The sequence below is a fragment of the Bradyrhizobium sp. CCGB12 genome, from assembly GCF_024199845.1.
GTDB lineage: Bacteria > Pseudomonadota > Alphaproteobacteria > Rhizobiales > Xanthobacteraceae > Bradyrhizobium.
The window spans coordinates 7,889,427-7,916,355 of record NZ_JANADO010000001.1; the positions used below are offsets into that span (position 1 = coordinate 7,889,427).

Sequence of the window (26,929 nt, forward strand, 5' to 3'; positions counted from 1 at the left end):
CCCGGGGCGGGCATAGATGACATCCATTTCTCATTCAGGAATCGTGGACACGCGGGCGGTGCCCAAGGTCAAAACGCGAAACCTTTCACTTGATCGCGCCCGCACCTTCCTGACGCTTGTGGTGCTGCTGCATCATGCGGTGATCCCCTATACTTACTTCGGTCATACCGATCCGACGTCCTTCTTCGGCTTCGACATGATCGTGCTCGCCACCGACAGTTTCTTCATGGCGATGTTCTTCTTCCTGTCGGGATTGTTCGCCTGGTCTGGTATCGCCCGGAAGGGACCACTGAACTATTTGCAGGATCGCCTAATTCGGCTCGGGCTGCCATTTGTGATCTGCGCCTTCACGGTCATTCCGCTCGCTTATTACGCCATCTCACTGCGGCACCACCCCGAGGTCGGCTTTTCGGAATACTATTGGAATATGATCACGAAGGGCCCGTGGCCGAGCGGGCCGATCTGGTTTCTCTGGGTCTTGCTTGGCTTCGACCTGATTGCCTGCCTGCTGTACCGGCTGTCGCCCAATCTGCTCGATCCGATCAATCGCCTCTCGCTTCACGGCCGCCGCCGGCCCGCGGTGTTCTTCGCGGTCATGCTTGCCGTCACCGCTGCGTTCTACGTTCCCGGGCTGGTTCACTACGGGCATACCAGCTGGTTCGAGTTCGGGCCGTTCTGTGTCCAGAAGGGGCGCGTGATGCTCTACGCGACCTACTTCTTTTTCGGTGCCGGCATCGGCGTTGCGCAAATGGATCGCGGGCTGCTCGCCGCAGACGGCCGCATGGCAAAGGTCAGCTGGGACTGGATGGTGCTGGCGATCGTTCCGTATTGCCTCTTGTGGGTGCTGATTTACATCAAGCGCGAAATACTGGGTAACCCGTCGCCGTTGCCGGACTGGTATGAAGCGCTCTATGCCATCTGCTTCACTGTCTTCAGCGTGGCCATCATGTTTCTGATCCTGGCCTTTTTCCAGAGGTTCAGGCAATCAGGCTCAGCCAGGCTGCTCGATCCAATGCAAAGCGACGCATACGGCATGTTCCTGGTGCACTATCTGTTCGCATTGTGGCTGCAATACTGGCTGTTCGACTATGACCTGCCGGCGATCGTCAAGGCCACGATCGGGTTTGTACTGACAGTCGCGGCGAGCTGGGCGCTGACGCGAGCGTTGCGGCAGATCCCGGGCGCGACGAAGGTGCTGTGAGAAACCGTGCGGCCGCGTGCATCAATGGGCATGCAATGCTCAGGGACGAACGCGGATGATCGTATTCCCCTTGCGTCGCCCGGTCGGATTCAAGGCGGCGACCGCCTTGTCGAAGGTCGAGACATTGCCGATGTTCGTCCGCAGTCGTCCGTCCCGCACCCGCTGGACGATCTCATTCAGTTGGGCACGATCGGCCTCGACGACAAAGTCGAGCGCCAAGCCGTCTGAGGGTCGCGCCTCGGGCGGCCCGACGATGGTGACCAGTGTTCCTCCGGCTCGAATCAGTCCCGCGGACCGCTTCTGGATGTCACCGCCGATGACATCGAACACCAGGTCGACTTTGCCGACGTCTTCCAGGGCGTCGTTGTCGAGGTCGACGAACTCCTTCGCGCCGAAGTCGAGCACCCGCTGACGGTCGGCAGCGCGTCCGGAGCCGATCACGTGGGCGCCGGCTTCTCGTGCGAGTTGCGTCACCATCGAACCGACTGCGCCGGCCGCGCCGTGCGCGAGGACGCTCTGCCCCGCCTGAAGACGGCCGTGCAGGAACAGCCCTTGCCATGCGGTCAGGCCCGAGACCGGCAGGCTCGCACCCACCGTGAAGTCGACGTCACCCGGCAGCGGCGCGAGGTTGCGTGCCTCGATTGCCACATACTCGGCCAGCGTGCCGTCGCGATACCAGTCCGCGAGGCCGAACACCCGCTGTCCCACCGACACCCCCGTAGTGCCATATCCGAGAGAGGTGACCACTCCAGCCAGCTCGTGCCCAGGGATCGACGGTGTTCGGTCACGCTCGAGGCGATCGGTCCATGTCGAGGGCCACGCCAGCTCGGTCGGGACAAATCCCGAAGCATGAACCTGAACAACGACGTCGTTGATCGATGCCTGCGGCTCGGGCCGATCCACCAGCTTCATCCCGGCCGTTCCCGCGGTCTGTTCCGTTACAATGATCGCCTTCATGGGATTATCTCCTCGGTCTTTGTCTCTTTGGTGCAACCGTCGCAGGGAGCGTGAACGCGCCGGCTGTCCACCAACTGCCAGACGGTGTGGAAGTGTCTGCTATCTGCGTTGTCTGCATTGACCGGGGATCCCACCGAGACTGACCATCGGGATCGCTCCGGTCGTGGTACTAGCGACTAGATGCGTTGCGCGTGGTCATGAAAACAGGACCAAGATTGCAAATTTTGGCTGTACCAAGCGCGAAGGCTGTCCTTAGCGTCCAACTCGATTTTGCCAAAAGGGCTCCGTTGGCTGTGCAGATTTTCTCGGCGATCCGGGAACGCATTGAGACGGCGAACGGAAATTGAGATTGCGCGCCGCCACGCGGCATCCGCTGTTGGACCCATAGCGGTCCCATACGCCCTATATACCCGCTGCGGGTGCAACAACTATCGAGACGTGATACTCTGCGCTCCTCGTCCTCAAAATGCGATGAGGATCGAATGAAGCGGCGGGAGTTCATAGCGGCTACTGCGGCGCTGCTCGTTCAGCCGAGGCATGCGGGGGCTCAGGGCGTTCGCCGTCGACTTGGCTTTCTTGCGATTGGTGACGGGAGCGGACAGGCCTTAAACCAAGTCGAGCGTGTGTTCGTTGATACGCTGCGAAGTCTCGGCTGGGTGGAGGGGAAAAATCTGGTGATCGAGTATCGCTTTTCCCAACCCCCGGATCGACTGCCAGCCTCCGTCGCCGACCTAGTTGCACTCAATCCGGATGTCCTCGTTGCTCCGGGACCACAAGCAGCCATGGCCCTGAAATCGGCGACTGCCACCATTCCGATTGTATTCGTGGGGGTAGCCGATCCCGTGCAGCTCGGCCTCGTCCAAGGCCTATCACGCCCCGGTGGCAACATAACGGGTCTTTCGACCATGGTACCAGATGACTTCCTCGCTAAACGTCTCGAAATCCTTCGGGAACTCGTACCCGGCGCCTCGAAGATCGCGCTTTTGGTCAATCCCAACAACCCAATGCAAAGGCATTACTTGGCGGGAGAGGTACCCAGCATGGCTCGTAGGCTTGGTATAGTTCTGCTGATAGTTGAGGCGACCAGGGCCGAAGAACTCGACGCCGCCTTTGCCTCGGCCGCCGATCAGCACGCCGATGCGATAATCGATTTTGGTGATCCTCTCACCTATGTCGAAGCTCCTCGAATCATCGCGCTGGCGGCGAAATATCATCTGCCGGCAATCTACTTGTTCCGACATTACGCCAATGGCGGATTGTCGGTCTACGGGGCCGACGCGGGCGATCTGATGCGCCGCGCGGGCGGCTACGTGGACAAGATACTCAAAGGCACCAAGCCTTCCGAGTTGCCGGTAGAGAGGCCAACCAAATTCGAGCTGCTCATCAACATGAAGACAGCCAAGGCGCTCGGCCTCACCGTGCCGTCCTCGTTACTGGTCCGCGCCGACGAGGTGATCGAATAGCAACGACAACTGCAGCCGTCCTCAGATGTCGCAACCGGTCAAATTCAATGCCTTGCGCAAGCCACCAAACGCGTCGAGCCGACAGGGCTCGGTAGTGCTGGCGGCCTTTGAACGCTGGACTTTGGCAGTCCGCTTGACAACGGTTGCCCTTGGCTTCGGCTTGGGACGTTCAGCGGTCGCGATCTTCTTCGAACTGTGCCGATGACGGGCGATCGGCTTCGGCTCGGACGAACCAGTCTGAATGTCTTCCGGCGGAGCAACGCGGTCTTCGACCAAAGCAGCCTGTGTCGGCATCTCGCTGCGCACAGCGACAACTTCGAGGCGATCGGCCTTCGCCAGCGCGCCCTGTGAAGCAGAATTGCCTTCGTTTGCCTCGGCAGGCGGCTGGACGGTCGCGACTGCGCGACGCGGTGGAGCTCTCAGCTCCATTGCTGACAGCATTCCTACGCTCAACAGGATAAGGAGGCCCAACAACGCCATCCTCAGCATATGCGCCTCTAACCTTGAAGTTAGTGCCGCTGAGAATTCTCCGTTTCAATAAGGCAACTTGTCGGCGGGCGGCCGACCGACGAGGAATCATTTGCCCACAGGGTTAACGCCGGTGATGTTCCCACACGTACCGAGATGCCGCCGCTCGGGAAGGTGCTCACTCAAGAGCCGGCGTTAACCACCGCCAACGGTTCCAGTCTGGGCGACATCGCTTCGAAGTTTCTTAAATTTTGCTGGGTACCTCTTCCGGGCATGGTGACCTGGGAGAAGACATGAGTAAGCGGGCCAAACGTAGAAAGGCAGAGACGCTCGCGCTACCCATGGTCGCGAGAGTTGCAATTGGTGCCGTGGCCGTCGCCGTCGTGGGGTACGGCTTGCTGTCCCGTCCGGCGAGCGTTCAGCCGACAGGGAAGCCGTCCGCGCACCAAGCCATGGCATCGTCAACTCCGGTTTACGTGGCAACTCCGGTTCATGCATCAGCGCCAGCTCCGGCCCCGGCTGCAGCTCCGATTCCGGCCCCGGCGCCTCTGGTCGAACCACCAAAAGCCGCTGACGGTCCCGGAGCATTTGTCCGGCAGGTGGTCGACTACGCCAGCCGCCAGACGCCGGGCACCGTGATCATCGATACCGGAAACACGTTCCTTTATTACGTTCTGAACGACAGGCAAGCGATGCGCTACGGCATCGGTGTCGGCCGCGAAGGTTTCACATGGTCCGGTGAGCAGACTGTGGCCCGTAAAGCAGAATGGCCGGATTGGCATCCGCCTGCGGAGATGGTTTCGCGTCAGCCCTATCTGCCGCGGTTTATGGCAGGCGGCCCCGGCAATCCTCTCGGCGCTCGGGCGATGTATCTCGGCGAGACCGAATATCGAATTCACGGCACCAACAAGCCAGATACGATCGGGAAGCGGGTTTCGTCCGGCTGTATCCGGCTGACCAATGAGGACGTCGTGGACCTCTATGAGCGGGTGAAAGTCGGAGCGAAGGTGATCGTGCTTCCGGCAAGTGCTGCCCGTCGACCATCCCAGGGAACGCCGCCCGACGCCGCTTTCCGATCGCAGGACCCGGCATCGCCGTCGAACCGGCCCTCGGCAGCCAACGCGCAGATGCTTTCATCTGGACCGAAGATCGCCGAGGCCCAGTAACTCAGTCCTCCGTCCTGAGCGCTCATCCTTGATCGCTGCTTTTGGACCCCCGACGGACATTGCCCAATGTGGTATCCTTTGTCCTCTTATGCGCGTCAGGAGAGGTCGGGCAATGAGACGGCGGGACGTGATCACGCTGGCGATCGGCGCGATTTTGGCGGGACTGCCAAATGCACGTGCGCAGCAGTCCTCTCGTAAAATCTGGCGTCTGGCTTTCCTGAACACCGACTCATGGGAAAGTGAAGTCCAGCGTGCCTTGTTCGATGTTTTCAGGAACGAACTGCAGAAGCTCGGCTATGCGGATGGCAAAAACCTTGTCATCGAGCGTAGAGCGGCGGAGGGGAATATCGAGCGCCTCGATCAGCTTGCGAACGAGTTGATCGCCGTAAAGCCAGACGTAATGGTCGCAGTTGCGACACCTGCCATAGCCGCCGCGCAACGGGCAACCACAACCATTCCTATTGTGATGTGGGGAGCCGGCGATGCGGTGGCTTTGGGCCTTATCAAGAGCTTGGCGCATCCGGGGGGAAATCTTACCGGTGTAGCCACGATGTTCTCCGACACAACCGGTAAGTCTCTCGAACTACTGCACAGTATCCTGCCCGCAGCAACGCGAGTGGCCGTGCTGGGTTCGCCCATTCCGACCCGCAAGCGACAATTCGAGGAGACGGAGGCCGCTGCAAAGATATTGGGTCTGGTGACGATCCCCATCTTTGCTTCCTCCCGGGATGATCTCGGCCAGGCTTTCGAAAGAATGGTGCAGGAAAAGTGCGATGCACTTTTCGTACTTGCTGCTCCGATAGAGCCGGAAATTGTTTTACTGGCTGCCCGCAAGAAGATTCCAGCGGTTTACCAAATCAGCGCCTTCGTGGATTTGGGTGGCCTCGCAAGCTATGGGGCAAGCCTCGCAGTGATGGGCAAGCAGACGGCAAAGTATACAGCCAGGATATTTCAGGGAGCCAAACCAGCGGAGCTTCCGGTCGAGCAACCGGTCGCCTTCGAACTTGCCCTGAACCTCAAGACGGCCGCGGCACTTGGATTGAGAATTCCGGCCGAGGTCATCGGCCGAGCCGACAAGGTAATTGAATAATGACTGCTTCCTGGCCCCGGGCTGACCTGAGCACAGGGCAGTGACGTCTGTTTCCAGAGGATGAGGCGACAAGGTCACGCCGGCTGCCGAGGGAGCCTTTGACCCGAAGCAGGCTTTTCAGCTCCTCTTGTCACGCCACCGCCTGGGCAATGAAGTTGCGGACGATCTTCGAGGTCTCGCCACGCCGGAACGCCAGAGCCAAGCGCACGATTGGAGCGTCCCCTTTGACCTCACGATAGGTGACGCCGGTTACATGAAGCTGGCGCATTGACGCCGGCACGAGCGAAAAGCCAAGCTCGGCTGCCACCAGGCTGACGACAGAGCTGATCTGCGGCGCGGACTGCCCGAGGGTCGGCTCGAAGCCCGCCCGCCGACAGGCCGCGATGACGGTGTCAACCCAGGCCGATCCGCGCGGCGTCAGAATGAGCGGGTCCCCCTTCAGCCTGATGAGATCGATTTCAGTCGACTTCGCCACCGGATGGCTTGCGGGCAATACGACGAGCATCGGCTCGTTGGAGAGACGCCGAAACTGCAGATCGTCCTCGCCCTCATCGGGGCGCAGGAACACCGCGTCCAGCTCTCCTTCCCGAAGGCCCGCAAGCAGGCGGGATGTGCTTGCTTCCTCCAGCGTCAGATCCACATCGGGATAAGCTCGGCGAAACGATCGGATTGTCGAGGTAACAACCGGATTAAATGGTGCCGAGTTGGTAAAGCCCACGCGCAGCGAACCGATTTGACCCCGCGCAGCCCTTTGCGCGGCGCGGATGGAGCGCTCCGCCTGCACAGGAATGACCCGCACGTTCTCTAGAAACGCGCGCCCTGCCTCGGTCAGTTCGGCACCCTGGGGAATGCGATGGAAGAGCGCAGCCCCGACTTCGGCCTCAAGATCCTTGATCTGTTGGCTCAGCGGCGGCTGCCCGATTCCAACGCGCGCAGCGGCGCGTGTGAAGTTTTTCTCCTCGGCAACCGCGAGGAAATAGCGGATGTGGCGCAGTTCCATGTCAGTGCCAAAAGCTATCGAGATCGTGCTTCCTATATATTTGACTGCGCGATACTCGAAATCAAATATCTCCTATCGGGGGCGACGATTGACTTGGACGATCGAAATTGGACCAGAATCTGAATGTCAGGCTGAAAGGCAAGTCCATCCCCGAGCCGGCGATTGGGAACAAGGAACTCCGTCTGCCGGTTGCTGCACCTTCGCTGTCCGCGACACCTGAACTCGATCGATCACGGGGCTTTTCGCACCGCCGGCGCGCCTTGCTGTTCCTCCTCGCCGTTGCGGCAGCTTTTCTCGCTTGGTGGCTATCGGGCTATCTGTTCGCCTACACCGACGACGCATACGTCACGTCCGATGTGCTGTCGATCACGCCGGAGGTAACGGGTCCGATCGAAGCGGTTCACGTGAAAGACAACGAATGGGTGAAGCGGGGAACGCTGCTCTTTACCATCGATCCGGTTCCGTTCAGATTGGCCGTAGAGCAAGCGCGCGCGGAGGAGGCGCGAACCGAGGCTCAGCTGCCGGTCGACCGGGCGCAGATGCAGGTTCTGCAGGCGCAGAAGGAAGCGGCGGGTGCTGCCGAGAGGCTCGCCGCGGCAAACCTGCGCCGTGATACGCCGCTCGCCCAGTCCGGTACGATCTCCGCGCAGGCCCTCGACACGACTCGTACCACCGAGGAGCAAAGCGCGGCCCAGCAACATGCTGCCGAAGCTGCCTTGCAGAAGGAGAACGAGACTCTCAGCCTGGACAAGGCCGCCGTCTCATCGGCTCACGCTGCCCGTCTTCTCGCCGAATGGCGCTTGGGCCGCACCAAGGTCGTGGCGCCCGTTGATGGTTTCGTGACGCATCTTGCCATTCAAACCGGCGACATGGTTTCCACGAGCCAGGCAGCGGTTGCGATCGTCGATGGAAACGCCTGGCGCGTCGTTGCCAACTACAAGGAATATTATCTACGACACCTCCATCCCGGCGGCCTCGCCTGGATCTGGCTCGATAGCCATCCCTGGCATCTTTATCGCGCGCGCATCCAAGGTCTGGCGCACGGCATCAGTCGCCAGCAAGGAAGCGAGACACTGGTCCCTTACGTATCTCCAACGGTGAACTGGATTCGCCTGCAACGACGGATTCCAGTTCGGTTCACGCTGCTCGAATCTCCTGGGAGCGACCAACTCTTCATGGGCGTCGACGCCCGCGTCCTGGTCATCTACTGATTGGGAGAATCTTGACGATGCCGCTTCTGATATCGGCCCTGCGACCCATACCGGCAGCCCTGGTGCGTGAGCTCAAATCGCTCGAGCTTCGCGGCCCGCGCGCCAGAGACGCAGCAAAACTCGTGATCTCGGTGCTGGTCGCCGTCGCGGCGGCAACCATTCTCAACCTTGATGATCTCTCCTGGGCAGCGTTCAGCGGCTACATGGTGATACGTGGCAGCCTCGCCGAGACATTCCAGCGGGGACTCATGCGAATCGTGGGCACTGCCGGTGGGGCACTGCTGGGACTTCTGCTTGCGCCCGGCGCAGCGGACGACCCTTTGCTGTTGATCGTTTTCCTCTTCCTTGTGTCATGGATCGGCACCTTTCAGTCGCTGGCGACCAACTACAGCTACGCATGGCTATTCTTTGGCCTTACGGCCGGGATGGTAACTACCGAGGCGCTCGCCTCGCCGGACTCTGTCGTGCATTTCGCCGCCACGCGTGTGGCGGAGATTACGGTCGGAACGTGCGCATGCCTTGTTGTTGCAAGCCTGTTCCCGGATACGCCGAGCCGCAGGGAACAACATGCTTACGACATGCTCTGGTGTGGACGCCTGCGTGATGTGTTGAATGAGAGCTGGCTGCGGGAGAATTGGCCGCTGCTCGAGCACTGTACGCGCGCTGCGCTGGCCGTCGCCTTGCTTCCCCTCATCTGGCGGTGGTTCGGCATTGAGGAGTTCTCACAAACTGCGGTCACATCGTACGTCATCATGATCGTCCCATCGGCCGCGATGGGGAACCGCCGATATGCTACGATCTACGAGAGGATAGCCCACAGGGCGGTCGGATGCCTGCTTGGTAGCGCGGCCGCTCTTGTCTCTATTGGCCTGTTCGGCACGGGATTGCCGGTAACCGTGCTCACCCTCGCTGCCGGCGTCTGGATCGGCTACCAAATCCAGACAGGACGGGAGATCAACTATCTCGGAACGCAGTTCACGCTCGGGCTTCTCATCACTCTTGTTCAGGGACCAGCTCCGATCACAGATATTACTCCTGGGCTAGAGCGTTTGGTTGGCATCGCGATCGGCTCCGCCATGCTGTGTCTGACGACCTTCGCTTGGCCTTTGGATCAAGACTAGTAGCATCTCCGACGGAGGCTAACCGGTGTCTTGCGAATGTCGACCGAACATTCTTCGTACTGATGCGCGCCGACGAGGTGATCGAATAGGGCTGGGTCTGCTGCGACTGCTCACAGCCGCAATTGGCCCGAAGCCGCCCATCTGCGAAGCGGCGGCTAGGTCAGCTCCTTGAGGAGAAGCAGACGAGAGTTCGGGCGGCCAGACACGTCCGAGTCTGGACCCATATCGGACATGCACGCTCTCGGTGAAAGCACGATTGCTACATCTACTGGTCTCGAGTCAGAACCGCCCCGCGATCGTCAACCGCACTGCGAGCGGTTCGGCAGGGTGCACGTGGCGGTCGGCGACCCCGTCGATCGGTTCCCCCGGCAACCGCGAAACATAGTAGTATTCGATCTGGTTGGTCTGAGCGTTGAAGAGGTTGAGCACATCAAGCTGAAGTCTCAACCCGTTGTCGAAGCGATAGCCAGCGCGTGCGTTGAAAATAAGCGAGGAAAGCGAGCGAACGCTGTCGTCCTCGATGAGAGGCCGCGGGCCGAAATAGCGCGCCTTCAGAGCGCCGAACCACCCGGTTTCGTTGCCGACGACAATGGAGGCGCTTCCCACCCAAGCCGGTGCGCCAGGTATGCGGTTGCCCACGAGATCGAAATCGGTAAAACGCGCCTTCGTGTAGGCGACGTCGAGATCAAACGACAACCAGGGCACCGGTTTGTACTGGTTGACCCATTCGACGCCGACACGCCGGCTCGGTCGGCTCGGCTCGGTTGTGCCGGCATCGCCGACAAACAAGAGCTCAGAATCGAAATCGAGGACAAAAACGGCAACCGAGCTAGTGAGCCCCCTGATCGCTCTGGTGCGGACACCGACTTCCGCACCACGCGAGCGCACCAGCAGCGGCACGCGATCGAGCGGGGTCACCTTGTCATTGGGATCGACGCTAATGGTAGCGCCGCGGATGTCGTTGCTGTGCAGACCGTAGCCAACGTTGCCGTAAAATTCTGTTTCGAACCATGGCCCAAGCACGATACCGCCCTTCGGACTCGCCATAGACGCCTGCGCATTGCCGGAATTCTCCGGCGTGTCGCTCAGCACACGGCCGCTGAAGAAGTCTTCGCGGATACCAAGGGTGGTTCGCAGCCAGTCGGTCCAACGGGTGGTCGTGTCGGTCCAGATCCCGACATTACCTTCCTGCACACGGTCCTCGCGCACCGTCGAAAGCCAGTTGCGTTGCTCGGTCTTGAACAGTCCAACCTGAATGTCGTCATATCGGCTCTGAACGCCGACGCGGGTTTGCGTTTCTAGCCCCGCAAATCGCCAATCGAAGGTGTGTCGCGCGTCGAAGCCACCAATGGTACGGCGATCAAGCTGGTTGAACTGATCGCCATTGACGGGGTTGTCCAGAAAGTAGGTGAAATTGTTGTAAAGCTGCAGGTCGGAGCGAATGACGTAGGCACTAACCTTGGTCTGGCCATACTCGCTGGAATGCGCAAAATTGCCGGACACGCTGAAGCGGCTGGAGACACCACCGTCGGTTGGATCAAGCGAACCAAGGCGGCCGATAATTCCCTGATCGATCGCGCGCTGAGCGACTTGGTCGGTCGAATTCCAGGCGTTGGAATAAGCCATGCCGGTGAGCGTGAAGCCATCGGTCGCAGTACCCTGGCTATAGCGCATCACGCCGTTTATCTTCCGGACGTCGTCAGGCACGTCCCACGGGCCGTCATATTTGGTGCCCTCGATCGCTGCGAGCAGCGTGCCGTCGCCGACGGCGGTCGATCCGGCTGCAAGGCCACGGCGATATCCGAAACTACCGAAAGTCGTTTCCGCGATGTTCTTCGGCAACTTGGTCATGTAATCGATCCCGACGGCACCGGCCGAGCCGAAGTCGCCAACGTCGGCGTAGTACGGACCCTTGCGGACATCCACCGACCGGATCAATTCGGGAATGAGGAAATTGATGTCGGCATAACCTTGGCCGTGGCCATGAGTGGGCATGTTGACAGGCATGCCGTCTACTTTGATGGAGAGATCCGTGCCGTGGTCGAGATTGAAGCCGCGGAGGAAATACTGGTTAGCTTTGCCCTCTCCTGAGTGCTGGGTGACGATCAAACCGGGCACGATTTCCAACGCCTCGCCCGGCCGCGTGAAGGGCACCGCATTGACCTCGGCGCCTGTGAAGCGGATCGCGCTGGCGGCGGTTGGTTGCAGGGCGCCCGCCACGTCGGATGAAGCCGCGGGCTTAGCGCCGCTGTCGCCTGCAAGGGCCGGTTGAAGTTGATCAGGGCGAACGACGGTCCTATTCCGTTCACCGCGATTCTGCGTCGGTTTTGGCCGGAGCGCGCGCTTGGGTGGCTTGGCTTCGGGCGCGGTGACGGCGACCGGAGGAAGCTGGTCAGTCGAAGGCGCCGTGCGTTCCTGCGCCTCTGCAGGCAGCATCAGGACGACAGACGAAGCCGTGGCGGAAAAAAGTCGCAACAGGACCCTACGCACCGCCATACCCCCGACACCTGCTACAGCCGCAAGCGACTGCTACCCAATCCCGCTTTCCTACCTAGCAGTGAGAGTATGACGTTTCAATTAGAATGTCATACTCGTACGGGTTGGGGCTTTCGGATGTAGCGGCTGGATAAGGTCCAATTGCAACAGGGGCAATCAAGTAGCCCTCATGTCATCTTCTGGGCCCTTAGCCGAACAAGACCAAGCATTTTGATGTCGGCTATCGATGGTGGACCGGACGCGTGGGCGTGCTGGCCCCGAGCGCCGCTTTTGACCCCATTGCGGACTATCCGACACGGCAAGCCGACCGAAAAATCGCCTCACATAGCGAAAGCATACACTACGCAACGTCGCAGTCTGACGTCTTGTTACGGCTCTTTGCTACGCCAACGGCGATCAGCACAATTGCTGCAAGAGCAAATACATAAATTGGCGTTCGCCAAATAAGAGCGTCTAGACCTGTTGGTTGAACGGTCGGCACCCAGTTGGGGGAGTTGCCCACATTTCCGTACGTCAAGAATAGTTTGAATTTATAATAAGCCGCCCCTCCGGAGAGCAGAAGGAGAAGTAGTCCGAAAATTAGCGTGGCCCTCGGCAAGAGCTTGACCCTTGACATCCACTCCCAGCCCATCTCCCGTCCATGCAAAAAATAGCGATCAACTTTAGCGAGCGCACTTAACCGTACGCAAGTAACTTGAGCGGCATTCCACTTTTGACCCGAAGCCGCCCGGAAGGGGCGGCAGAGCATGTCTGCTCTGGGACCCGAAGCCGACCTCCGCTCCGAGCCTCGCACTGTCCGCTTCCGAGAGGGGAGCAGAATGGCGTCATGCAGAGGCCGAATGCAGCCCTTTGATCCGCGAGGGACATTTGGCGAGAGAGAGGAAAGCCGAGGAGCGTCAACTCGAACTCGTTAAAGCGGCGCATTCACCGTTCGACTGCAAAGATACGCCAATCTCCGGGCACACCTTTAAGCGCATGATTGCCGCGGTCACCAAAACGCAAGCCGGAACCTGCCACCAGGTCCTTGACCGTGCTCGACACCAACACCTCGTTCGCGCCGGCTAGCGCGGCAACACGCGCTCCGATGTGAACGGCAATGCCACCAATATCATCGCCGATCAATTCGCACTCGCCGGTATGAAGCCCGGCGCGGACTTCAATGCCCAGCGACCTGATTTCGTCTGCAATGGCACAGGCGCAGCGCACGCCGCGCGCAGGACCGTCGAAGGTGGCAAGAACGCCGTCTCCGGTGGTCTTGATTTCGTGGCCACGGAAGCGTGAGAGGGTGCGCCGTATCGCCGTATGATGAATGTCAAGGAGGTCGTGCCAGCGATGGTCGCCGAGCGCGACGGCCTTCTCGGTCGAGCCGACGATGTCGGTGAAGAGCACCGTGGCAAGCACGCGGTCGACCGTGACGGGCGCACGCGAGCCGGTCAGAAATTCCTCGATAGCGTCGGCTATATCATCGGCATTGTCGCCGACGAAGGGAAGGTGGTCGATCCCTGGGAGCTCGAGATAACGAGAGCTTGGAATATGCTTTGCGAGAAACCGGCCGCCCTCGATGCTGACGTTCCTGTCGCCCGTCCGGTGGATGACGAGGGTTGGGACCCGAATCGTTGAAACAATGCCGCTGATATCATTCAAACGGTTCATGCGCGCGTACACGGCGGCACCAGCCGGGCTATTGGACACTCGCTCGTTCTTGCCCCACCAGCGTTTGAACGCCGAGTCGTTCACCCGGGACGGCGCAAACTTTGCCACGCTATCGCCGCTGCCCCAGTCACGTTCGATGTAATCGAGAGTTTGCTCCAGCGTCCTCCGAGTAAATTTCGAGGCCGGATAGGCGTTGCAGAGCACCAGCGCGCAGCAACGACTGGGATACGTCGCCGCGAACAGCGCCGACATCGTGCCACCTTCAGAAATGCCGAGAAGCGCTGCCTGTTCCATGCCGGCAGCATCCATGACCGCTCGCAGATCATCCATGCGCTGGTCAAGGCCCGGCAAGTCAGCGACGCGATCCGACAGGCCCGTGCCGCGCTTGTCGAACATCACCACCCGGGCGTAGCGCGCCAGGCGCATGAGCCAACGACTCACCTCCGGTTCGTCCCACCAGTGCTCGACATTGGTAAATGCCGGCGGAGCGAAGACAACATTGAGCGGACCCTCGCCGAACACTTGATAAGCGATGTGAACGTCGCCGCTCTTGGCGTAACGGGTGTCTGGCTGCATTGACGACCCCCACGCTTGCCGGGACTTTCCGGTCGGCGGGAATTATAGCAGCAGCTTGAATTGTCGGGAACGGCTCAATATCCCCTGTTGGGCGCTTAGCTGACCTTGGCGCCCAGCCTGCCGACCTTCAGCTTTTGATCCTGGCGTGTGAAAAGTCGCGAGTCGGCTACGGTTCCTCCGTTTCCTGATGGGGGATACGGATGGGACGCTTCGTTGAAGGTGCGGACAGATCCCAGCTAACGCTCTTGCCGGAATGCCTGGAGGATTGGGTAAGCGAGGACAACGCGGTCCATGTGATCGATGTGTTCGTCGAAGCGCTCGACCTGCATGGAATGGGGTTTGAGCGTGTGATCGCCAAGGAGACGGGCCGGCCTTCCTATCATCCGGCAGTCGTTCTGAAGCTTTACATGTACGCCACTTGAAGGCGGGGAAGTGCGTCCACACCGCGCGTCGCTATAACCACCTTAGCCGGCTACTTGGACGATCCGACGCGAAAACATCGGCCGCCTGCAACGATTGTCGACCACGACCACTTCTGAGCTATCCGTTTCCACGCAACCAAGACCCAAATCGGACATTTGGTCGCGGAAGCGGCTGATCCCGGTAGTCGCCAACGTGCTAGTCTGAGTAAATCCTGTTCTTGGATCGAGGCTGACATGAGACGGCGCGAGTTCATTGCGCTTCTCAGCAGCACAGTGACCGTTTGGCCGCTGGCCGCTTGGGCGCAACAGGCGAAGAAAGTACCTCGCATCGGAGTCCTTTGGCATGCGGCGAACGCCGAGGAGGAAGATGTCTATCTGAGTGTGGTCACGAAAGCATTCAGTGACCATGGATATGTCGACGGCAAATCTATTCAACTTGAGCACCATTTTCCGGCCGAACAGCCCGACCGATTTCGTGCGTTTGCGAGGGACATGGCCGAACGCAGAGTGGACGCAATCCTTGCAGTGACTTCGCTCGGCGCCAAGGAAGCGAAGCAAGCCACGAATACGATTCCTGTTGTGTTCGTTCTGGATGCCGATCCCGTGGGTCATGGTCTCGTCGAAAGTTTGGCGCGCCCTGGTGGTAACGTGACTGGTCTTTCGCTGATGTCCAACGACGTATCTGGCAAGCGCGTTGCACTGTTCAGGGAACTGGTGCCGAACTTATCCCGGATGGCCATCATGGTGGATCCGCGAGACCCTGCGGCTCCGCGTATTCAAGGCGGCTATGAGAGAGCGGCGCAAGCCCTGTCGGTTTCGACCAAACCCTTCGGAATAACGACGCCCGACGAAATCGAGCCGGCATTCGCCGCGATTTCGCAAAGCGGATTTGACGGCGTCGCTCTGGCCGCACCGCTGTTGTTCAATGAACGGCGACGGATCGGGGCTGCCGCCCTGGCGCACAAGTTGCCAACTGTGTCGCTCATCGGTGAAATGGTCCCGCACGGTCTTCTGCTGTCCTACGGGCAGGACTTTCCTGATTTCTTTCGTCGGGCAGTGGGATTGATCGATAGGATACTAAAGGGTGCCAAGCCGAGCGATCTGCCGGTTGAACAGCCGACCCGTTTCAAGCTGGTGATCAATCAAAAGGTTGCCAAGGCGCTTGGCTTGACGATCCCTCCGTCCCTGACAATCGTCGCCGACGAGATCATTGAGTAGATCGGCGCTGCGCGAGACGGCGCTGAAATTTGTACGCCGGACCAAGTTCTACCGTGTGCGTCTCATCCTTGCCCTTCCGGTCAAGCGGTCGTCATGGAAACACGCTGAAGACTGATGGCCGGAACGTGTGCTTGCCGCGAGACACAGCCGTGCCGTCCGACGTTCGCAATCTCTGCCACCCTGAAGTTACACTTTGTCCAGCCCCGCCCCCGGGCCTCGGCGTTTTTCACCTTCGATGCTTGGTCATCATTGCCGCGCCGCTCACCGCTCGGTCAGATTTGGCCACATCCTGCGCAAAACCCCGTCCTTGATCACATAGCGATGGAAAAGCGCGGCCACGGAATGAACCAGTGCCACAGCGACGATGATATTTGCGAACGATCCGTGCCACGCATTGACGCTGCGCATGAATTCGTCACTGCCGAATTTAGGAAAGTGCAGAACGTTGAACAGTGGGAAACCATGCGCAAACACATTGGTGATGCCCAGTGCGACCATGATCACGAGCAGGAGGTCGAGTAGCCGGTGCATTGCCACTGCCGCCACGTTGAGGACGCCGCGGTTGATCGGTGGCAATCTACGGCCGCGCGCGGCGCGCCAAAACAGTCCCAAGATCACAACGCCCGTGAAGGCAAAGCCAAGCAGGACATGCACGGACCAGATATCGACCCGAAGCGGGCCACGCTGCAGAAGGTTGGTTGTCTTGCCGATCAGAAACTGGATCGCAACCAGAATTGCGGTGGCCCAGTGCAGCGTGATCGTCGTGCGGTCATAGACTTCCGGCTGACTTCCAGATGTGTCGATCACGCCGCGGTTCAATCCGCTTCCAGGGAGGCGTACTTCTTCTCGAAAGCCCACACCTCCTGAAACCCAATCAACGAGCTGAACTCGTTGAAGTCATAGAGCGGCTCCCGCACCGGCTTGTCTTCGGCCAGCGCGCTATAGACGTTGTTCAGAGCATAAGCGGTAGCGAGCAGGCCCGCCGTCGGATAAATAGCCATCCGGTAGCCGATTTCCCTAAGTTTATCCTGGCTGAGAATGGGGGTCCGGCCCCCGTGTAGTTGGTTCGAGACCAGCGGCACGTCCAGGGCCGTTCCGATCTTTCGCATCTCCGCTTCCGATTCCGGACTCTCGATGAAGATGATGTCGGCCCCGGCTTTGGCATAGGCTTCGCCACGGCGGATCGCTTCATCGAGACCGAGTTGCGTGCGAGCGTCCGTGCGCGCGATGATCAGGAAATCTTTCGACGAGCGCGCATCGTTCGCGACGGTCAACTTGTTGACCATCTCCTTGACAGAGATCACGTGCCGGTTCGGCGTGTGCCCGCATTTCTTGGGGCTCTGCTGATCTTCAAGCTGGATCGCTGCGGCTCCAGCCTTCTCGTAGCCGCGGACCGTATGATGGACATTCAGCAGACCGCCGTAACCGGTATCGCCATCGGCGATCAGCGGCTTGCGCACGGTTTGGGCGATAATCTGCACGCGATCCAGCATCTGCGAATAGGTCGCTAGACCGGCATCAGGCAGCCCGAGGTAGGACGCCGCGACGCCATAGCCGGTCATGTAAAGCGCGTCGGCCTTGGTGCGATCGGCGAGCTTGGCGGAGACCAGGTCGAAGACACCGGGACACGTTACAAACGGCTTTTCCTCGATCAACTTTCTCAGGGTTTTGGATGTCATCGTGATCTCCTCAACTGACTTTGGATGATGAGGTGGCTGCGATCGTCACGATTGCCCGGAGGTGGCCAGCGCAGCAGTCCTTCTGCACGGAAGCATTCAACAGATTGCTCATGGCCTCTATTGCTATCCGTCAATAGCTATCTGATAATAGCAATATGAGAATTCAACGCCGGAAACGTGACATCACGCAATTGCGACGGCAGTTGATGGACGCTTCCCGCCGGCTGCGCCATGAAGCCACCGCGGACGATCGATCCTGGGCACGGTTGCTGGTGCTGGGTGCGATCGACCGCCACGGCGGATCGGCCACACCTTCGGTGCTCGCGGCCGACGAAGGCATGCGCTCTTCAAATCTTGCTGCGGCGCTGCGCTTCCTCGAAGCGCGCAAGCTGATCGTGCGTTCGCCGGACACCAAGGACCGGCGCAAGGTCAGGCTCCGGCTGAGTTCAGCAGGGCAGCGTTTTCTCGATGACAGCCGCGCCCGTGGCGAGCGCTGGCTCACAGAAGCCATGGATGCATGCCTCACAGCGAGCGAGCGCTCGGACCTGATCAAAGCCGGGACCTTGCTCGACCGCATCACGGCTTATTCCAAGGCGGCAACGCCGCGCAGCCGAAGAACGTGAGAAGTCCGTTAGACTGCTTCAGTTTGAATGTCAGCAATACGGCAAGCACGTTCGAGCATGCCATCATGCGCCTGTGTTGCCCGACGGTGCAACGTCTGTCTGCCCGACGGGTCAAGGTCTCGGCCATGCGCCTAAGTCATTGATCTCGCTAGGGCCGGCTACTGTGCATGGGGTTGTTTCGATATTTATTATTGCGATCAGGGAAGCTCGGGACGAGTGGGGTCCTGAGACCCCGTGACCCGAAAGCCCCGGCCATGAAGCGCTGCGTTTTGCCGGTGCGCCGTTCTCGTTGCCATGATGATTTGTCACGGTGACGGCACTGCGCGGGAGGGCAACAATCGGCCGGCCGTTGGGAAATGTCGTGGGAGACGTTGAGCGGCGCTCGTTTTTTCTTCAGTCCATTTCTTGGAGGCGCATCATGCAGGTTTATAATGTGGTCAAGTTCAGGGTGAAGCCGGGTGAGGATGCCGCCTTCCTCGATGCGCATCGGAACGGCAAGGCCAAATGGCCGGGTCTGGAGCACGGCGTCATCATCAAGACCGGCGAGCAGACCTTCTGCCTGATCGGCACCTGGTCCAGCCAGGACGCGATGGTCGCGGCGCGACCCGCGATGATCAAGACCCTCGACAGTTTCAGATCCGTGCTCGAGGACCACGGCAACGGACGCGGCGTGACGGATGCCGTGTCAGGCGCGGTCGTGCTCGATCTCTAGAGCGCGAGTAGCGTCGCGCTACTTCATCACCCGCAGACCCTTGGTCGTGAACCGCTGCGTCTTGCCGCCGGGGCGCAACGGTCGCCTCGTGCCGGCGGCCTTGCCGGTGCCGGGTGGCTGGTGCGCGGGGACGAGTTGGTCGGGACGCGAGCCGATCAGGTCGCGGCGCCCCATCTCGATCAAGGCCTCGCGCAGCACCGGCCAGTTGTCGGGGTCGTGATAGCGCAAAAACGCCTTGTGCAGGCGGCGCTGGCGCAGGCCCTTGATCGCCTCGACCTTGTCGCTGCCGCCGTGGCGTACGCCGCGCAAGGGATTGACGCCGGTGTGATACATTGCGGTCGCGGTCGCCATCGGCGAGGGCAGGAAGGTCTGCACCTGGTCGGCGCGGTAGCGGTTCTTCTTGAGCCAGAGCGCGAGGTTCATCATGTCCTCGTCGGTCGTGCCCGGATGCGCCGCGATGAAATAGGGGATCAGATAGTATTTCTTGCCGGCCTGCTCGGCGGCGGCATCGAACATCCGCTTGAAGCGGTCATAGGCGCCGATGCCAGGCTTCATCATCTTGTCGAGCGGGCCGCGCTCGGTATGCTCGGGGGCGATCTTCAGATAACCGCCGACGTGATGGGTAACGAGCTCCTTGATGTATTCGGGGCTCTCCACCGCGAGGTCGTAGCGCACGCCGGAGGCAACCATCACCTTCTTGATGCCCTTGGTCTCGCGCACCTTGCGATAGAGCCGGATCAAATCGTCATGCGAGGTGTTGAGGTTCGGGCAGATCTCGGGAAACACGCAGGACGGCCGTCGGCACGCGGCCTCGACCTTCGGGTCCTTGCACGCCATCCGGTACATGTTGGCGGTGGGGCCGCCGATGTCGGAGATCACGCCGGTGAAGCCGGGCGTCTTGTCGCGGATTTTTTCGATCTCGCGCAGGATAGATCCCTCGGAACGGTTCTGGATGATGCGGCCTTCATGCTCGGTGATCGAGCAGAAGGTGCAGCCGCCGAAGCAGCCGCGCATGATCGTCACCGAGAACTTGATCATGTCCCAGGCGGGGATTTTTGCTTCGCCATAAGACGGATGCGGCGCGCGCGCGTAGGGGAGGTCGTAGACCGCGTCCATCTCGTCGCTGGTGAGCGGGATCGGCGGCGGGTTGAGCCAGAGATCGCGGTCGCCATGGCGCTGCACCAGCGGCCGCGCATTGCCGGGATTGCTCTCCCGGTGCAGCACGCGTGACGCGCGGGCATAAGCTTCCTTGTCCTGCTCGACCTGCTCCAGCGCGGGCAGGCGGATCACGGTCGCGCCTTTTTGACGCGTGGCGCCCTCGTCGGCGGAATCGAGATCGTCGGCGTGCAGCTCCGCATAGTCCTCCGGCACGCGGCGGAACAGCGCGACGCCCCTGATGTCGTCGAGTTGGCGCGGCGCTTCGCCGGCAGCGAGCCGCTGCGCCACCTCGACGACGGCGCGCTCGGCATTGCCGTAGAGCAGCAAGTCGGCCTTGGCGTCGGCCAGCACCGAGCGGCGCACCTTGTCGGACCAGTAGTCGTAATGCGCGATCCGGCGCAGCGAAGCCTCGATGCCGCCGAGCACGATCGGCACATCCTTGAACGCCTCGCGGCAGCGCTGGGCATAAACGATGGTGCAGCGGTCCGGCCGCTTGCCACCTTCGCCGCCGGCCGTGTAGGCGTCGTCATGGCGCAGGCGGCGGTCCGCGGTGTAGCGGTTCACCATGGAGTCCATGTTGCCGCCGGTGACGCCGAAGAACACCTTTGGTTTGCCGAGTGCCTTGAACGGCTCGGCTGAATGCCAGTCCGGCTGGGCGATGATGCCGACGCGAAAGCCTTGCGCCTCCAGCAGCCGGCCGATGATGGCCATGCCGAAGCTGGGATGATCGACATAGGCGTCCCCGGTCACCAGCACGATGTCGCAGGCGTCCCAGCCGAGCGCATCCATCTCGGCGCGGCTCATCGGCAGGAACGGCGCCGGCTTGCGCGGGCGGGCCTGCGCCATCAGGGGTTTTTCGGCGGTGATGATCTGGGTGTCCATGGGGCACAGCCATAGGACTCCGGGCCCGCGAATACAACCGACAGACGCGTGAAAATAGCGGTTCCGCCTGATCTCAGGTCGTGCGCGCGTTAACCGCGCGCGAGCGCCTGCCGGACCTCAACAGCCGTCGCAGGCTCGCCACCATGCTCGCGCACCATCCGTACGGCGTCCTCGACCAGGCGCAGATTGGTCGCCGCCGAGCCCAGCAGTGCGTCCTCGAGGCCGACGCGGATATGGCCGCCGCGGGCGACCGCCTCGCCGATCAGCGGCGTGACGTCGACGCCGAGGCCGGAGACCATCCAGGGCGCGCCACGCGCTTCCTCCTCCGCCAGCGTGACGAGCGCGGCAAGGCCGTACGGCTTCGGCGGAAAGCAGAACGCGAATTGCTGCGAGAACATGAAGCGGTAGACCGGCGTCTTCACGCCGCGTGCGCGCGCCAGTGCTGCGCCGGCGCGGATGAAGCCCGGTTCGTAGATGGCGAAGGCAGGGTGGATGCCGTGGCGCTTGGCGACGCCAAGCCCGTGCCGGATATGGGTCTCCGGATTGAGATAGGTCTCCGCCGGCTTGGCCTCTGCGGCGGTGGCGGTCAGCGTGAAGTTGACACTGCCGGGATCGACCACTGCGAATTCGAGCAGACCGCGTTCGGCCAGCGCCTCGATATGGGCGAAGCGCGCTTTGGGGTCGGCGACATTGCCGCGCGCATCGAGGCCCGGGATCGAGGGATAAACGGGGACGTCGGCCTTGGCGCGAATACCCTCGATGATGCGGGCATAGACCTGCCAGTCAAACGTCTGCGGTCCGCTGCCGTCATAGGCATGGGTGTGAACGATCGCAGCACCGGCACGGGCGCAGGCAATGCCTTCGGCGATGATCGCGTCGACCGTGTCAGGGATGCCGGGTTGAAGCGCGCGGCTCCAGGGGCCATTCAACGCTGCCTCGATCCAGACCTTGTGCATGGCGCGCCTTCCTCATCCGCCGCGACCTGCGGCACTTGTTTCGCATGACCATATCACCCACTCAGCATGAGGACAGCGTCATCAGGTGTGTGACGCTGTCCACATACCAGCTAGCTCTGTCGCGACATGCTTCCGCCAGTTTCGAGGGAGAGATCCATGCTTCTGGTCGATGTGCTGCTGATCCTGGCGATGTTGTTCTTCCTGCTCCTGCCGATCACCGATCGCAGGACGGTGCGGATGCGGCTCTGCATGCTCTGCGCGCTGCTTGCGGCGTTCTCGGTCTCCGTCACAACCACCCATGTCGGGCCGGTGCAGATTGCAGGTCTCGTTTCGACCCGTTGAGCGCTGCAATCGTCGCATGCGGCGATCCGGGTTCTCACCGCAGCGGCCATGGAGTATTCGGTCACTCCATGGGCATGGGAACATCAGAGGGCGGCAGCGGTGCGGTCGCGGGCACAGCGTCATCCGCAGGCGCCTGGCTCGGCGCGATCGCGCTGATCGGATTCATTCTGGTGGCGACCGCGCAGGCCTCCAATCAGATTCTCGCGCGCGGGCTTGCGGGCTCGGTCCCGTCCTTTGCGCTCGCCTTCTTCCGTTGGAGCATTGTCGCCATCGGGCTCGCGCCGATCGCGCTCAAAGAGATCTGGGAAGGCCGCGTGCCGCTCGGCAAAAACATCTGGCCGATCCTCGCCGCCGGCTTCATGGGAATGTTCCTGTGCGGCGGCCCGGTCTATGCCGCGGGCGTGTCGACGACGGCAATCCACATCGCGCTGATCATGGCGCTCTCGCCGATCACGGTGCTGATGATCTCTGCGGCGCTCGAAATCGAGCATGTCGGCACGCTGCAATGGCTCGGTACGGCACTCGCGCTATCGGGTGCGTTGCTTATCATTTCCGGTGGCCATCCGGCGACGTTGCTCGAACTGGAGACGGCGTCGGGCGATGGCCTGGTCGTGATCGCGATGCTGGGCTGGTCCGGCTATACCCTGCTGCAATCGCGCGCCGCACCGAAGGCGTCGCTGCTTGCACGCATCAGCCTGTTCTCGGCCGCCGGTGCCTTGTTCTCGCTGCCGCTGGCGGCCTGGGAGATGTGGACGATGCCCGCCCAGGTCTTCAGCACCAAGGCGCTATCGGCCTACGTCTTCGCCGGGATCGTTCCCGGCCTGCTCGCCTATGCCGGCTTTGCCTGGCTGGGCGGCAAGTTCGGTTCGGTGCGGACCTCGCTCGTACTCTATCTCGGGCCGATCGCAAGTGCGCTGTTGTCCTTTGCGATCCTCAGTGAGCCGCCGAAGCCGATCCATCTCTTCGGCGGCCTGCTGATCCTGGGGGGCGTCTGGGCCAGCCTGCGCCGATAGTTCCATCTGAACGCGCGGTGGTTCACCGTTAGGAACCATCGGCTACCGCGAACATTCTGATGAAGGGTCGATGCGGTCCAGGTCGCGCGCGCTCGCGTCCGGATCCGACATGGCCTTAAACTTCGCCTCTGGCGCTGGGGGAATTGTGAGCACGGTCATAGAGAACTTGCTGTTGCGGAAGCAGAGGCTCGTGGAACAGCTCGAGACGGCGCCGTCGGTCGAAGACCGCGACAAGCTCGAGCACCAGCTCGAACAGATCAACACCGCGCTGGATTTTCTGGATAGGCCGGGATCGAAGGACGCGCGGTAAGCGCCCTTACTCCACGTCCAGTGTTTCCACCTTCAAGGCTTTGGCATAGACCACGCCCGAATTGGTGATGTGCGTGGTCATCAGCGATTCGAAGGCCGCGTGCTCGCCGCGCGCGAACAAATCGAGCAGCTTGCGATGCTCGTCGAAGGACGTACGGGTGCGCACGTCGATCGGCGAGGTCAAATTGGTACGGAGCGCGGCGACGCGGCCCGAGACGAGCTGATAGGATTCGGCGAGGTAGCGGTTGCCGCAATGGGAGAACAGCCCCTCGTGAAAGGCGGCATCCGCGCGCCCATAGGCGATGTTGTCCCTGTCCGCGATCGCCGGTTCCATTGCTGCGATCGCCTCGCTCATCGTCGCGACCGCGCCGTCGCGATCATGATGAAATGCGAGTTCGGCGGCCTTGGGCTCCAGCGCGATCCTGAACGTGCAGAGCGCATGGATGTCCTCGGCGCTTGGCGTGAACACGAAGCTGCCGACCTGCGGCCGGATCACGACGAGGCCTTGCGCCTGCAACTGGCCCATCGCCTCGCGCACCGGCGTGCGGCTGACGCCGAAGGAGTTCGCCACCATCTCCTCAGAAATGGCAGCGCCGAGCGCGAACTCACCGTCGATGATCGCCTGCCGCAGCCGCTGCATCACCCGCTGCGACAGCGATTTCGGCGTATCGAGCTTCAGCGATCGCATCGGTGCGCTCAGATCACCTTGCCGGGGTTGAGCAGATGATCGGGATCGAGTGCGGCCTTCAGCGTCCGCATCAGCGCGATTTCGGGTTCGCTGCGCGCGTGTCCAAGCCACTTCTTCTTCAGCGTGCCGATACCGTGCTCGGCGGAGACGCTGCCGCCGAGCTCACGCACGAGCCCGTAGATGATCGCGTCCATCTCCTCCTTCGGCTGCTGCTCGACGGGAAGGCCGCTGACCCAGGAGACGAGATGCAGATTGCCGTCGCCGATATGGCCGTAATAGACGCTCTCGCAGTCCTTGATGCCGCCTGCGAGCGCGGCCTTGCAGCGCGTCGCGAACTCGTCCATGCGCTTGACCGCAAGCCCGATGTCGTAGGAGATGTGCGGCCCCAGCACCTGGCCGAATTCGGCGCAGATGTCGCGCACGCGCCAGAACGCCTGCGTCTGCGCCAGCGATTGCGCCACGGCGGCGTCCGCCAGCAGCCCGCGCTCCATCAGCTCTTCGAGCCAGTTCTGGAAGCGCGGCGCGTCGACGCTCTCGTCGGTGCCTTGCGCCTCGACCAGCACGTAGAGGCCATGGCCCGCTGCGACTGGCGGCTTCACGCCGGCGCGCGTCGTGATCACGTCCCAATAGTCCGGCCACATCACCTCGAAGGCCGACAGCAGCGGGCCGAGCCCGCTGCGCGACGCGCCGAGCAGCGCGACTACCGCGGCATAATCCTTCAGCGCGCAGAGCGCGGCCATGGTCGAGCGCGGCTTCGGGAACAGCCGCAGCACCACGCGGGTGATGATGCCGAGCGTGCCTTCCGAGCCGATGAACAGATGCTTCAAATCATAGCCGGCATTGTTCTTCATCAGCTTGTTGAGGCTGGTGATGATGGTGCCGTCCGGCAGGACTACCTCCAAGCCGAGCACCAGCTCGCGCGTCATGCCGTAGCGGATCACGCGATTGCCGCCGGCATTGGTCGAGAGATTGCCGCCGATGGCACAGGAGCCGCGCGAGCCGAGATCGAGCGGGAAGAAGAAGCCGGCTTCGTCCGCGGCCTTCTGGATGGTCTCCAGCGGCGTGCCTGATTTCACCGTCATCGTCGCCGACGCGGGATCGATCTCCTCGATCCCGGTCATGCGCTCCAGCGAGATCGCGACCCAGCCTGCTTCGGGCGAGGCACCGCGGCACAGCCCGGTCAATCCGCCCTGCGGCACGAACGGCAAATGTGCCTGCCGGCAGGTCGTAATCGCATCGGCAACGCCTTGAGCGTCGAGCGGACGGATCACCGCCAGCGGCGTCTGCGGCAGGCTCGCGCTCCAATCGTTGCAATTGCGTGCAGGCACCTCGCTGCCTGTCAGCACGGCGGCCGCACCGAGCCTGTCGCGAAGTGCGTCGAGCAACTGGTCGGAATGCTCAACGGGGGTCACCATGTTCATGCGAGACCTCCTCTGGATTCGGCTACGTCTCATGCGCGCCGTGACGGTGTAAAGGATTTGCGCCTCTCTTGTATGTAAGGTACAAGATGAAAAGTAAAGCAAAAACAAGGCTTCGCTAGGCGGCCCGAAGATCGTTCGGGATCAGAGGCTTAGTCCGAAGCCGCAGCAAAGGGTGGTGTGATGACGGAGGCAGTTCGCGGGTTCTGGGTGGCGTCAGCGACACCGCTGGCGGCGGGCGGCAGTGTGGACTCCGCCAAGCTTGCAGCGCATGCCAAGCACCTCTTCGGCAAGGGCGTCGACGGCGTCGTGCTGTTCGGCACCACCGGCGAGGGCACTTCGTTCAATGTCGCCGAGCGCATTGCGACCATCGAAGCCGTGCTCAAGGCCGGCGTCCCCGCAGAGCGCATTGGCATCGGCGGCGGCTTCCCCGCCATCACCGACAGCATCGCGCTCTCGCGCGCCGTTCTCGGCCTCGGCCTGCGTCACGTCCTGTTGCTGCCGCCCTACTTCGACCGCAGCGTCACGCCTGAAGGCATCGAGGATGCCTTTGCCGCGATCATCGATGGCGTCGCCGACGATCGCCTGCGCGCCTCGCTCTATCACATCCCGCAGGTCTCGGGCGTTGCGATCCCGACCAGCGCTGCCGCGAATCTGCGCAGGCGCTACGGCAAGCTGGTTGCGGGCCTCAAGGACTCCAGCGGCGACTTCAAGCAGTTCCAGGCGTTCCGCGAGGCCGCGCCCGAGCTCGCCATCACCGTCGGCAACGAGGCCGACATTGCCCGCGCGATCGCCGCCGGCGGCGCCGGCACCATCTGCGGCATGGCCAATGTCGTGCCCGAGCTGGTCAAGGGCATGCTCGACGGCAGGGATGTCGAGGCGCGCATGCAAGCCGCGGTCGACGTTGTGCTGAAGACGCCGTCGTTCCTCGCGACGCTGAAGGCGATTCTCGCGGCACAGACCGGCGATGCCGGCTGGCTGCGCGTGCGTCCGCCGCTCCGTGCGTTGTCCGACGGCGCCGCGTTCAAGCGGAAGCTCGACGAGCTGATGGCCCCCGCCATCGCGTGAGGCTGCGCCAAATCGCGACACGTTGCCGTGAATTCGCGC

At 61.7% G+C, this 26,929-nt stretch carries 23 protein-coding genes and 1 pseudogene; 13 read left to right on the forward strand and 11 right to left on the reverse strand.

Translation table 11 applies throughout. The features are described 5' to 3' along the window. Positions 1 to 16: 16 nt before the first annotated feature. Positions 17 to 1,201, forward strand: a complete 1,185-nt coding sequence (locus NLM27_RS36140) for an acyltransferase (protein ID WP_254147803.1) — start codon at positions 17 to 19, stop codon at positions 1,199 to 1,201. A 39-nt stretch (positions 1,202 to 1,240) separates the two neighbouring features. Here the strand turns inward: NLM27_RS36140 and NLM27_RS36145 are convergent, their stop codons facing one another. Further along, positions 1,241 to 2,158 carry an NADP-dependent oxidoreductase gene (locus NLM27_RS36145; protein ID WP_254147804.1) on the reverse strand — a complete coding sequence of 306 codons (918 nt, stop codon included), beginning with the start codon at positions 2,156 to 2,158 and terminating at the stop codon, positions 1,241 to 1,243. A gap of 482 nt (positions 2,159 to 2,640) precedes the next feature. Here NLM27_RS36145 and NLM27_RS36150 point away from each other — a divergent pair, with 482 nt between their 5' ends. Then, entirely contained in the window at positions 2,641 to 3,621 is a 981-nt protein-coding gene (locus NLM27_RS36150; RefSeq protein WP_254147805.1) for an ABC transporter substrate-binding protein, read from the forward strand. A gap of 21 nt (positions 3,622 to 3,642) precedes the next feature. Here the strand turns inward: NLM27_RS36150 and NLM27_RS36155 are convergent, their stop codons facing one another. Then, complete coding sequence (locus tag NLM27_RS36155; RefSeq protein ID WP_254147806.1) at positions 3,643 to 4,110, reverse strand: hypothetical protein; 468 nt, start codon at positions 4,108 to 4,110, stop codon at positions 3,643 to 3,645. 272 nt (positions 4,111 to 4,382) lie between these two features. Here NLM27_RS36155 and NLM27_RS36160 point away from each other — a divergent pair, with 272 nt between their 5' ends. Together NLM27_RS36160 and NLM27_RS36165 are read left to right on the forward strand one after the other, a co-directional pair. Then, complete coding sequence (locus tag NLM27_RS36160; RefSeq protein WP_254147807.1) at positions 4,383 to 5,255, forward strand: L,D-transpeptidase; 873 nt, start codon at positions 4,383 to 4,385, stop codon at positions 5,253 to 5,255. 112 nt (positions 5,256 to 5,367) lie between these two features. Beyond that, positions 5,368 to 6,345, forward strand: coding sequence for an ABC transporter substrate-binding protein (locus tag NLM27_RS36165; RefSeq protein WP_254147808.1), 978 nt, complete (start codon positions 5,368 to 5,370; stop codon positions 6,343 to 6,345). 130 nt (positions 6,346 to 6,475) lie between these two features. Here the strand turns inward: NLM27_RS36165 and NLM27_RS36170 are convergent, their stop codons facing one another. Continuing rightward, positions 6,476 to 7,345, reverse strand: a complete 870-nt coding sequence (locus NLM27_RS36170; protein ID WP_254147809.1) for a LysR family transcriptional regulator — start codon at positions 7,343 to 7,345, stop codon at positions 6,476 to 6,478. A gap of 107 nt (positions 7,346 to 7,452) precedes the next feature. Between NLM27_RS36170 and NLM27_RS36175 the strand changes: the two genes are divergently transcribed. Together NLM27_RS36175 and NLM27_RS36180 are read left to right on the forward strand one after the other, a co-directional pair. After that, positions 7,453 to 8,556 carry an HlyD family secretion protein gene (locus NLM27_RS36175; protein WP_254147810.1) on the forward strand — a complete coding sequence of 368 codons (1,104 nt, stop codon included), beginning with the start codon at positions 7,453 to 7,455 and terminating at the stop codon, positions 8,554 to 8,556. A 17-nt stretch (positions 8,557 to 8,573) separates the two neighbouring features. Continuing rightward, positions 8,574 to 9,677: an FUSC family protein gene (locus NLM27_RS36180; RefSeq protein WP_254147811.1), complete on the forward strand. Its 1,104-nt coding sequence runs from the start codon at positions 8,574 to 8,576 to the stop codon at positions 9,675 to 9,677. A 279-nt stretch (positions 9,678 to 9,956) separates the two neighbouring features. Here NLM27_RS36180 and NLM27_RS36185 read toward each other — a convergent pair whose 3' ends face one another. Together NLM27_RS36185 and NLM27_RS36190 are read right to left on the reverse strand one after the other, a co-directional pair. Beyond that, positions 9,957 to 12,173, reverse strand: coding sequence for a TonB-dependent receptor (locus tag NLM27_RS36185; RefSeq protein ID WP_375142299.1), 2,217 nt, complete (start codon positions 12,171 to 12,173; stop codon positions 9,957 to 9,959). A gap of 924 nt (positions 12,174 to 13,097) precedes the next feature. After that, positions 13,098 to 14,402, reverse strand: a complete 1,305-nt coding sequence (locus NLM27_RS36190; protein ID WP_254147812.1) for an adenylate/guanylate cyclase domain-containing protein — start codon at positions 14,400 to 14,402, stop codon at positions 13,098 to 13,100. Between the two features lie 200 nt (positions 14,403 to 14,602). Between NLM27_RS36190 and NLM27_RS36195 the strand changes: the two are divergent. After that, positions 14,603 to 14,815: pseudogene (locus tag NLM27_RS36195) on the forward strand (IS5/IS1182 family transposase); the annotation flags it as partial. Positions 14,816 to 15,058: 243 nt separating this feature from the next. Beyond that, positions 15,059 to 16,042: an ABC transporter substrate-binding protein gene (locus NLM27_RS36200; RefSeq protein ID WP_254147813.1), complete on the forward strand. Its 984-nt coding sequence runs from the start codon at positions 15,059 to 15,061 to the stop codon at positions 16,040 to 16,042. A 261-nt stretch (positions 16,043 to 16,303) separates the two neighbouring features. Here the strand turns inward: NLM27_RS36200 and NLM27_RS36205 are convergent, their stop codons facing one another. Together NLM27_RS36205 and NLM27_RS36210 are read right to left on the reverse strand one after the other, a co-directional pair. Next, positions 16,304 to 16,861 (reverse strand): cytochrome b, encoded by a 558-nt coding sequence (locus NLM27_RS36205; protein ID WP_254147814.1) that lies wholly within the window; start codon positions 16,859 to 16,861, stop codon positions 16,304 to 16,306. Further along, positions 16,858 to 17,721 carry an oxaloacetate decarboxylase gene (locus tag NLM27_RS36210; RefSeq protein WP_254147815.1) on the reverse strand — a complete coding sequence of 288 codons (864 nt, stop codon included), beginning with the start codon at positions 17,719 to 17,721 and terminating at the stop codon, positions 16,858 to 16,860. Before NLM27_RS36210 ends, NLM27_RS36205 begins: the two co-directional genes overlap by 4 nt. Positions 17,722 to 17,987: 266 nt before the next feature. Between NLM27_RS36210 and NLM27_RS36215 the strand changes: the two genes are divergently transcribed. Next, complete coding sequence (locus NLM27_RS36215; protein WP_256570060.1) at positions 17,988 to 18,344, forward strand: MarR family winged helix-turn-helix transcriptional regulator; 357 nt, start codon at positions 17,988 to 17,990, stop codon at positions 18,342 to 18,344. Positions 18,345 to 18,762: 418 nt separating this feature from the next. After that, positions 18,763 to 19,056, forward strand: a complete 294-nt coding sequence (locus tag NLM27_RS36220; RefSeq protein ID WP_254147816.1) for a DUF718 domain-containing protein — start codon at positions 18,763 to 18,765, stop codon at positions 19,054 to 19,056. 18 nt (positions 19,057 to 19,074) lie between these two features. Here the strand turns inward: NLM27_RS36220 and NLM27_RS36225 are convergent, their stop codons facing one another. Further along, entirely contained in the window at positions 19,075 to 21,096 is a 2,022-nt protein-coding gene (locus NLM27_RS36225; RefSeq protein ID WP_254147817.1) for a YgiQ family radical SAM protein, read from the reverse strand. Between the two features lie 89 nt (positions 21,097 to 21,185). Then, the gene (locus NLM27_RS36230; protein ID WP_254147818.1) at positions 21,186 to 22,052 is read right to left on the reverse strand and encodes a 3-keto-5-aminohexanoate cleavage protein; all 867 of its coding nucleotides are present in this window, start codon (positions 22,050 to 22,052) and stop codon (positions 21,186 to 21,188) included. 156 nt (positions 22,053 to 22,208) lie between these two features. Here NLM27_RS36230 and NLM27_RS36235 point away from each other — a divergent pair, with 156 nt between their 5' ends. Together NLM27_RS36235 and NLM27_RS36240 are read left to right on the forward strand one after the other, a co-directional pair. Further along, a complete protein-coding gene (locus tag NLM27_RS36235; RefSeq protein ID WP_254147819.1) occupies positions 22,209 to 22,394 on the forward strand; it encodes a hypothetical protein in 186 nt (61 codons plus the stop codon). 68 nt (positions 22,395 to 22,462) lie between these two features. Further along, positions 22,463 to 23,407, forward strand: coding sequence for a DMT family transporter (locus NLM27_RS36240; RefSeq protein WP_254147820.1), 945 nt, complete (start codon positions 22,463 to 22,465; stop codon positions 23,405 to 23,407). A gap of 316 nt (positions 23,408 to 23,723) precedes the next feature. Here NLM27_RS36240 and NLM27_RS36245 read toward each other — a convergent pair whose 3' ends face one another. Beyond that, positions 23,724 to 24,404, reverse strand: coding sequence for a GntR family transcriptional regulator (locus tag NLM27_RS36245; protein ID WP_254147821.1), 681 nt, complete (start codon positions 24,402 to 24,404; stop codon positions 23,724 to 23,726). Between the two features lie 8 nt (positions 24,405 to 24,412). Then, positions 24,413 to 25,825 carry an FAD-binding oxidoreductase gene (locus NLM27_RS36250; protein WP_254147822.1) on the reverse strand — a complete coding sequence of 471 codons (1,413 nt, stop codon included), beginning with the start codon at positions 25,823 to 25,825 and terminating at the stop codon, positions 24,413 to 24,415. A 180-nt stretch (positions 25,826 to 26,005) separates the two neighbouring features. On the opposite strand from NLM27_RS36250, the gene NLM27_RS36255 reads away from it, so the two are divergent. After that, positions 26,006 to 26,890, forward strand: a complete 885-nt coding sequence (locus tag NLM27_RS36255; RefSeq protein WP_254147823.1) for a dihydrodipicolinate synthase family protein — start codon at positions 26,006 to 26,008, stop codon at positions 26,888 to 26,890. The last annotated feature ends 39 nt before the right edge of the window (positions 26,891 to 26,929 follow it).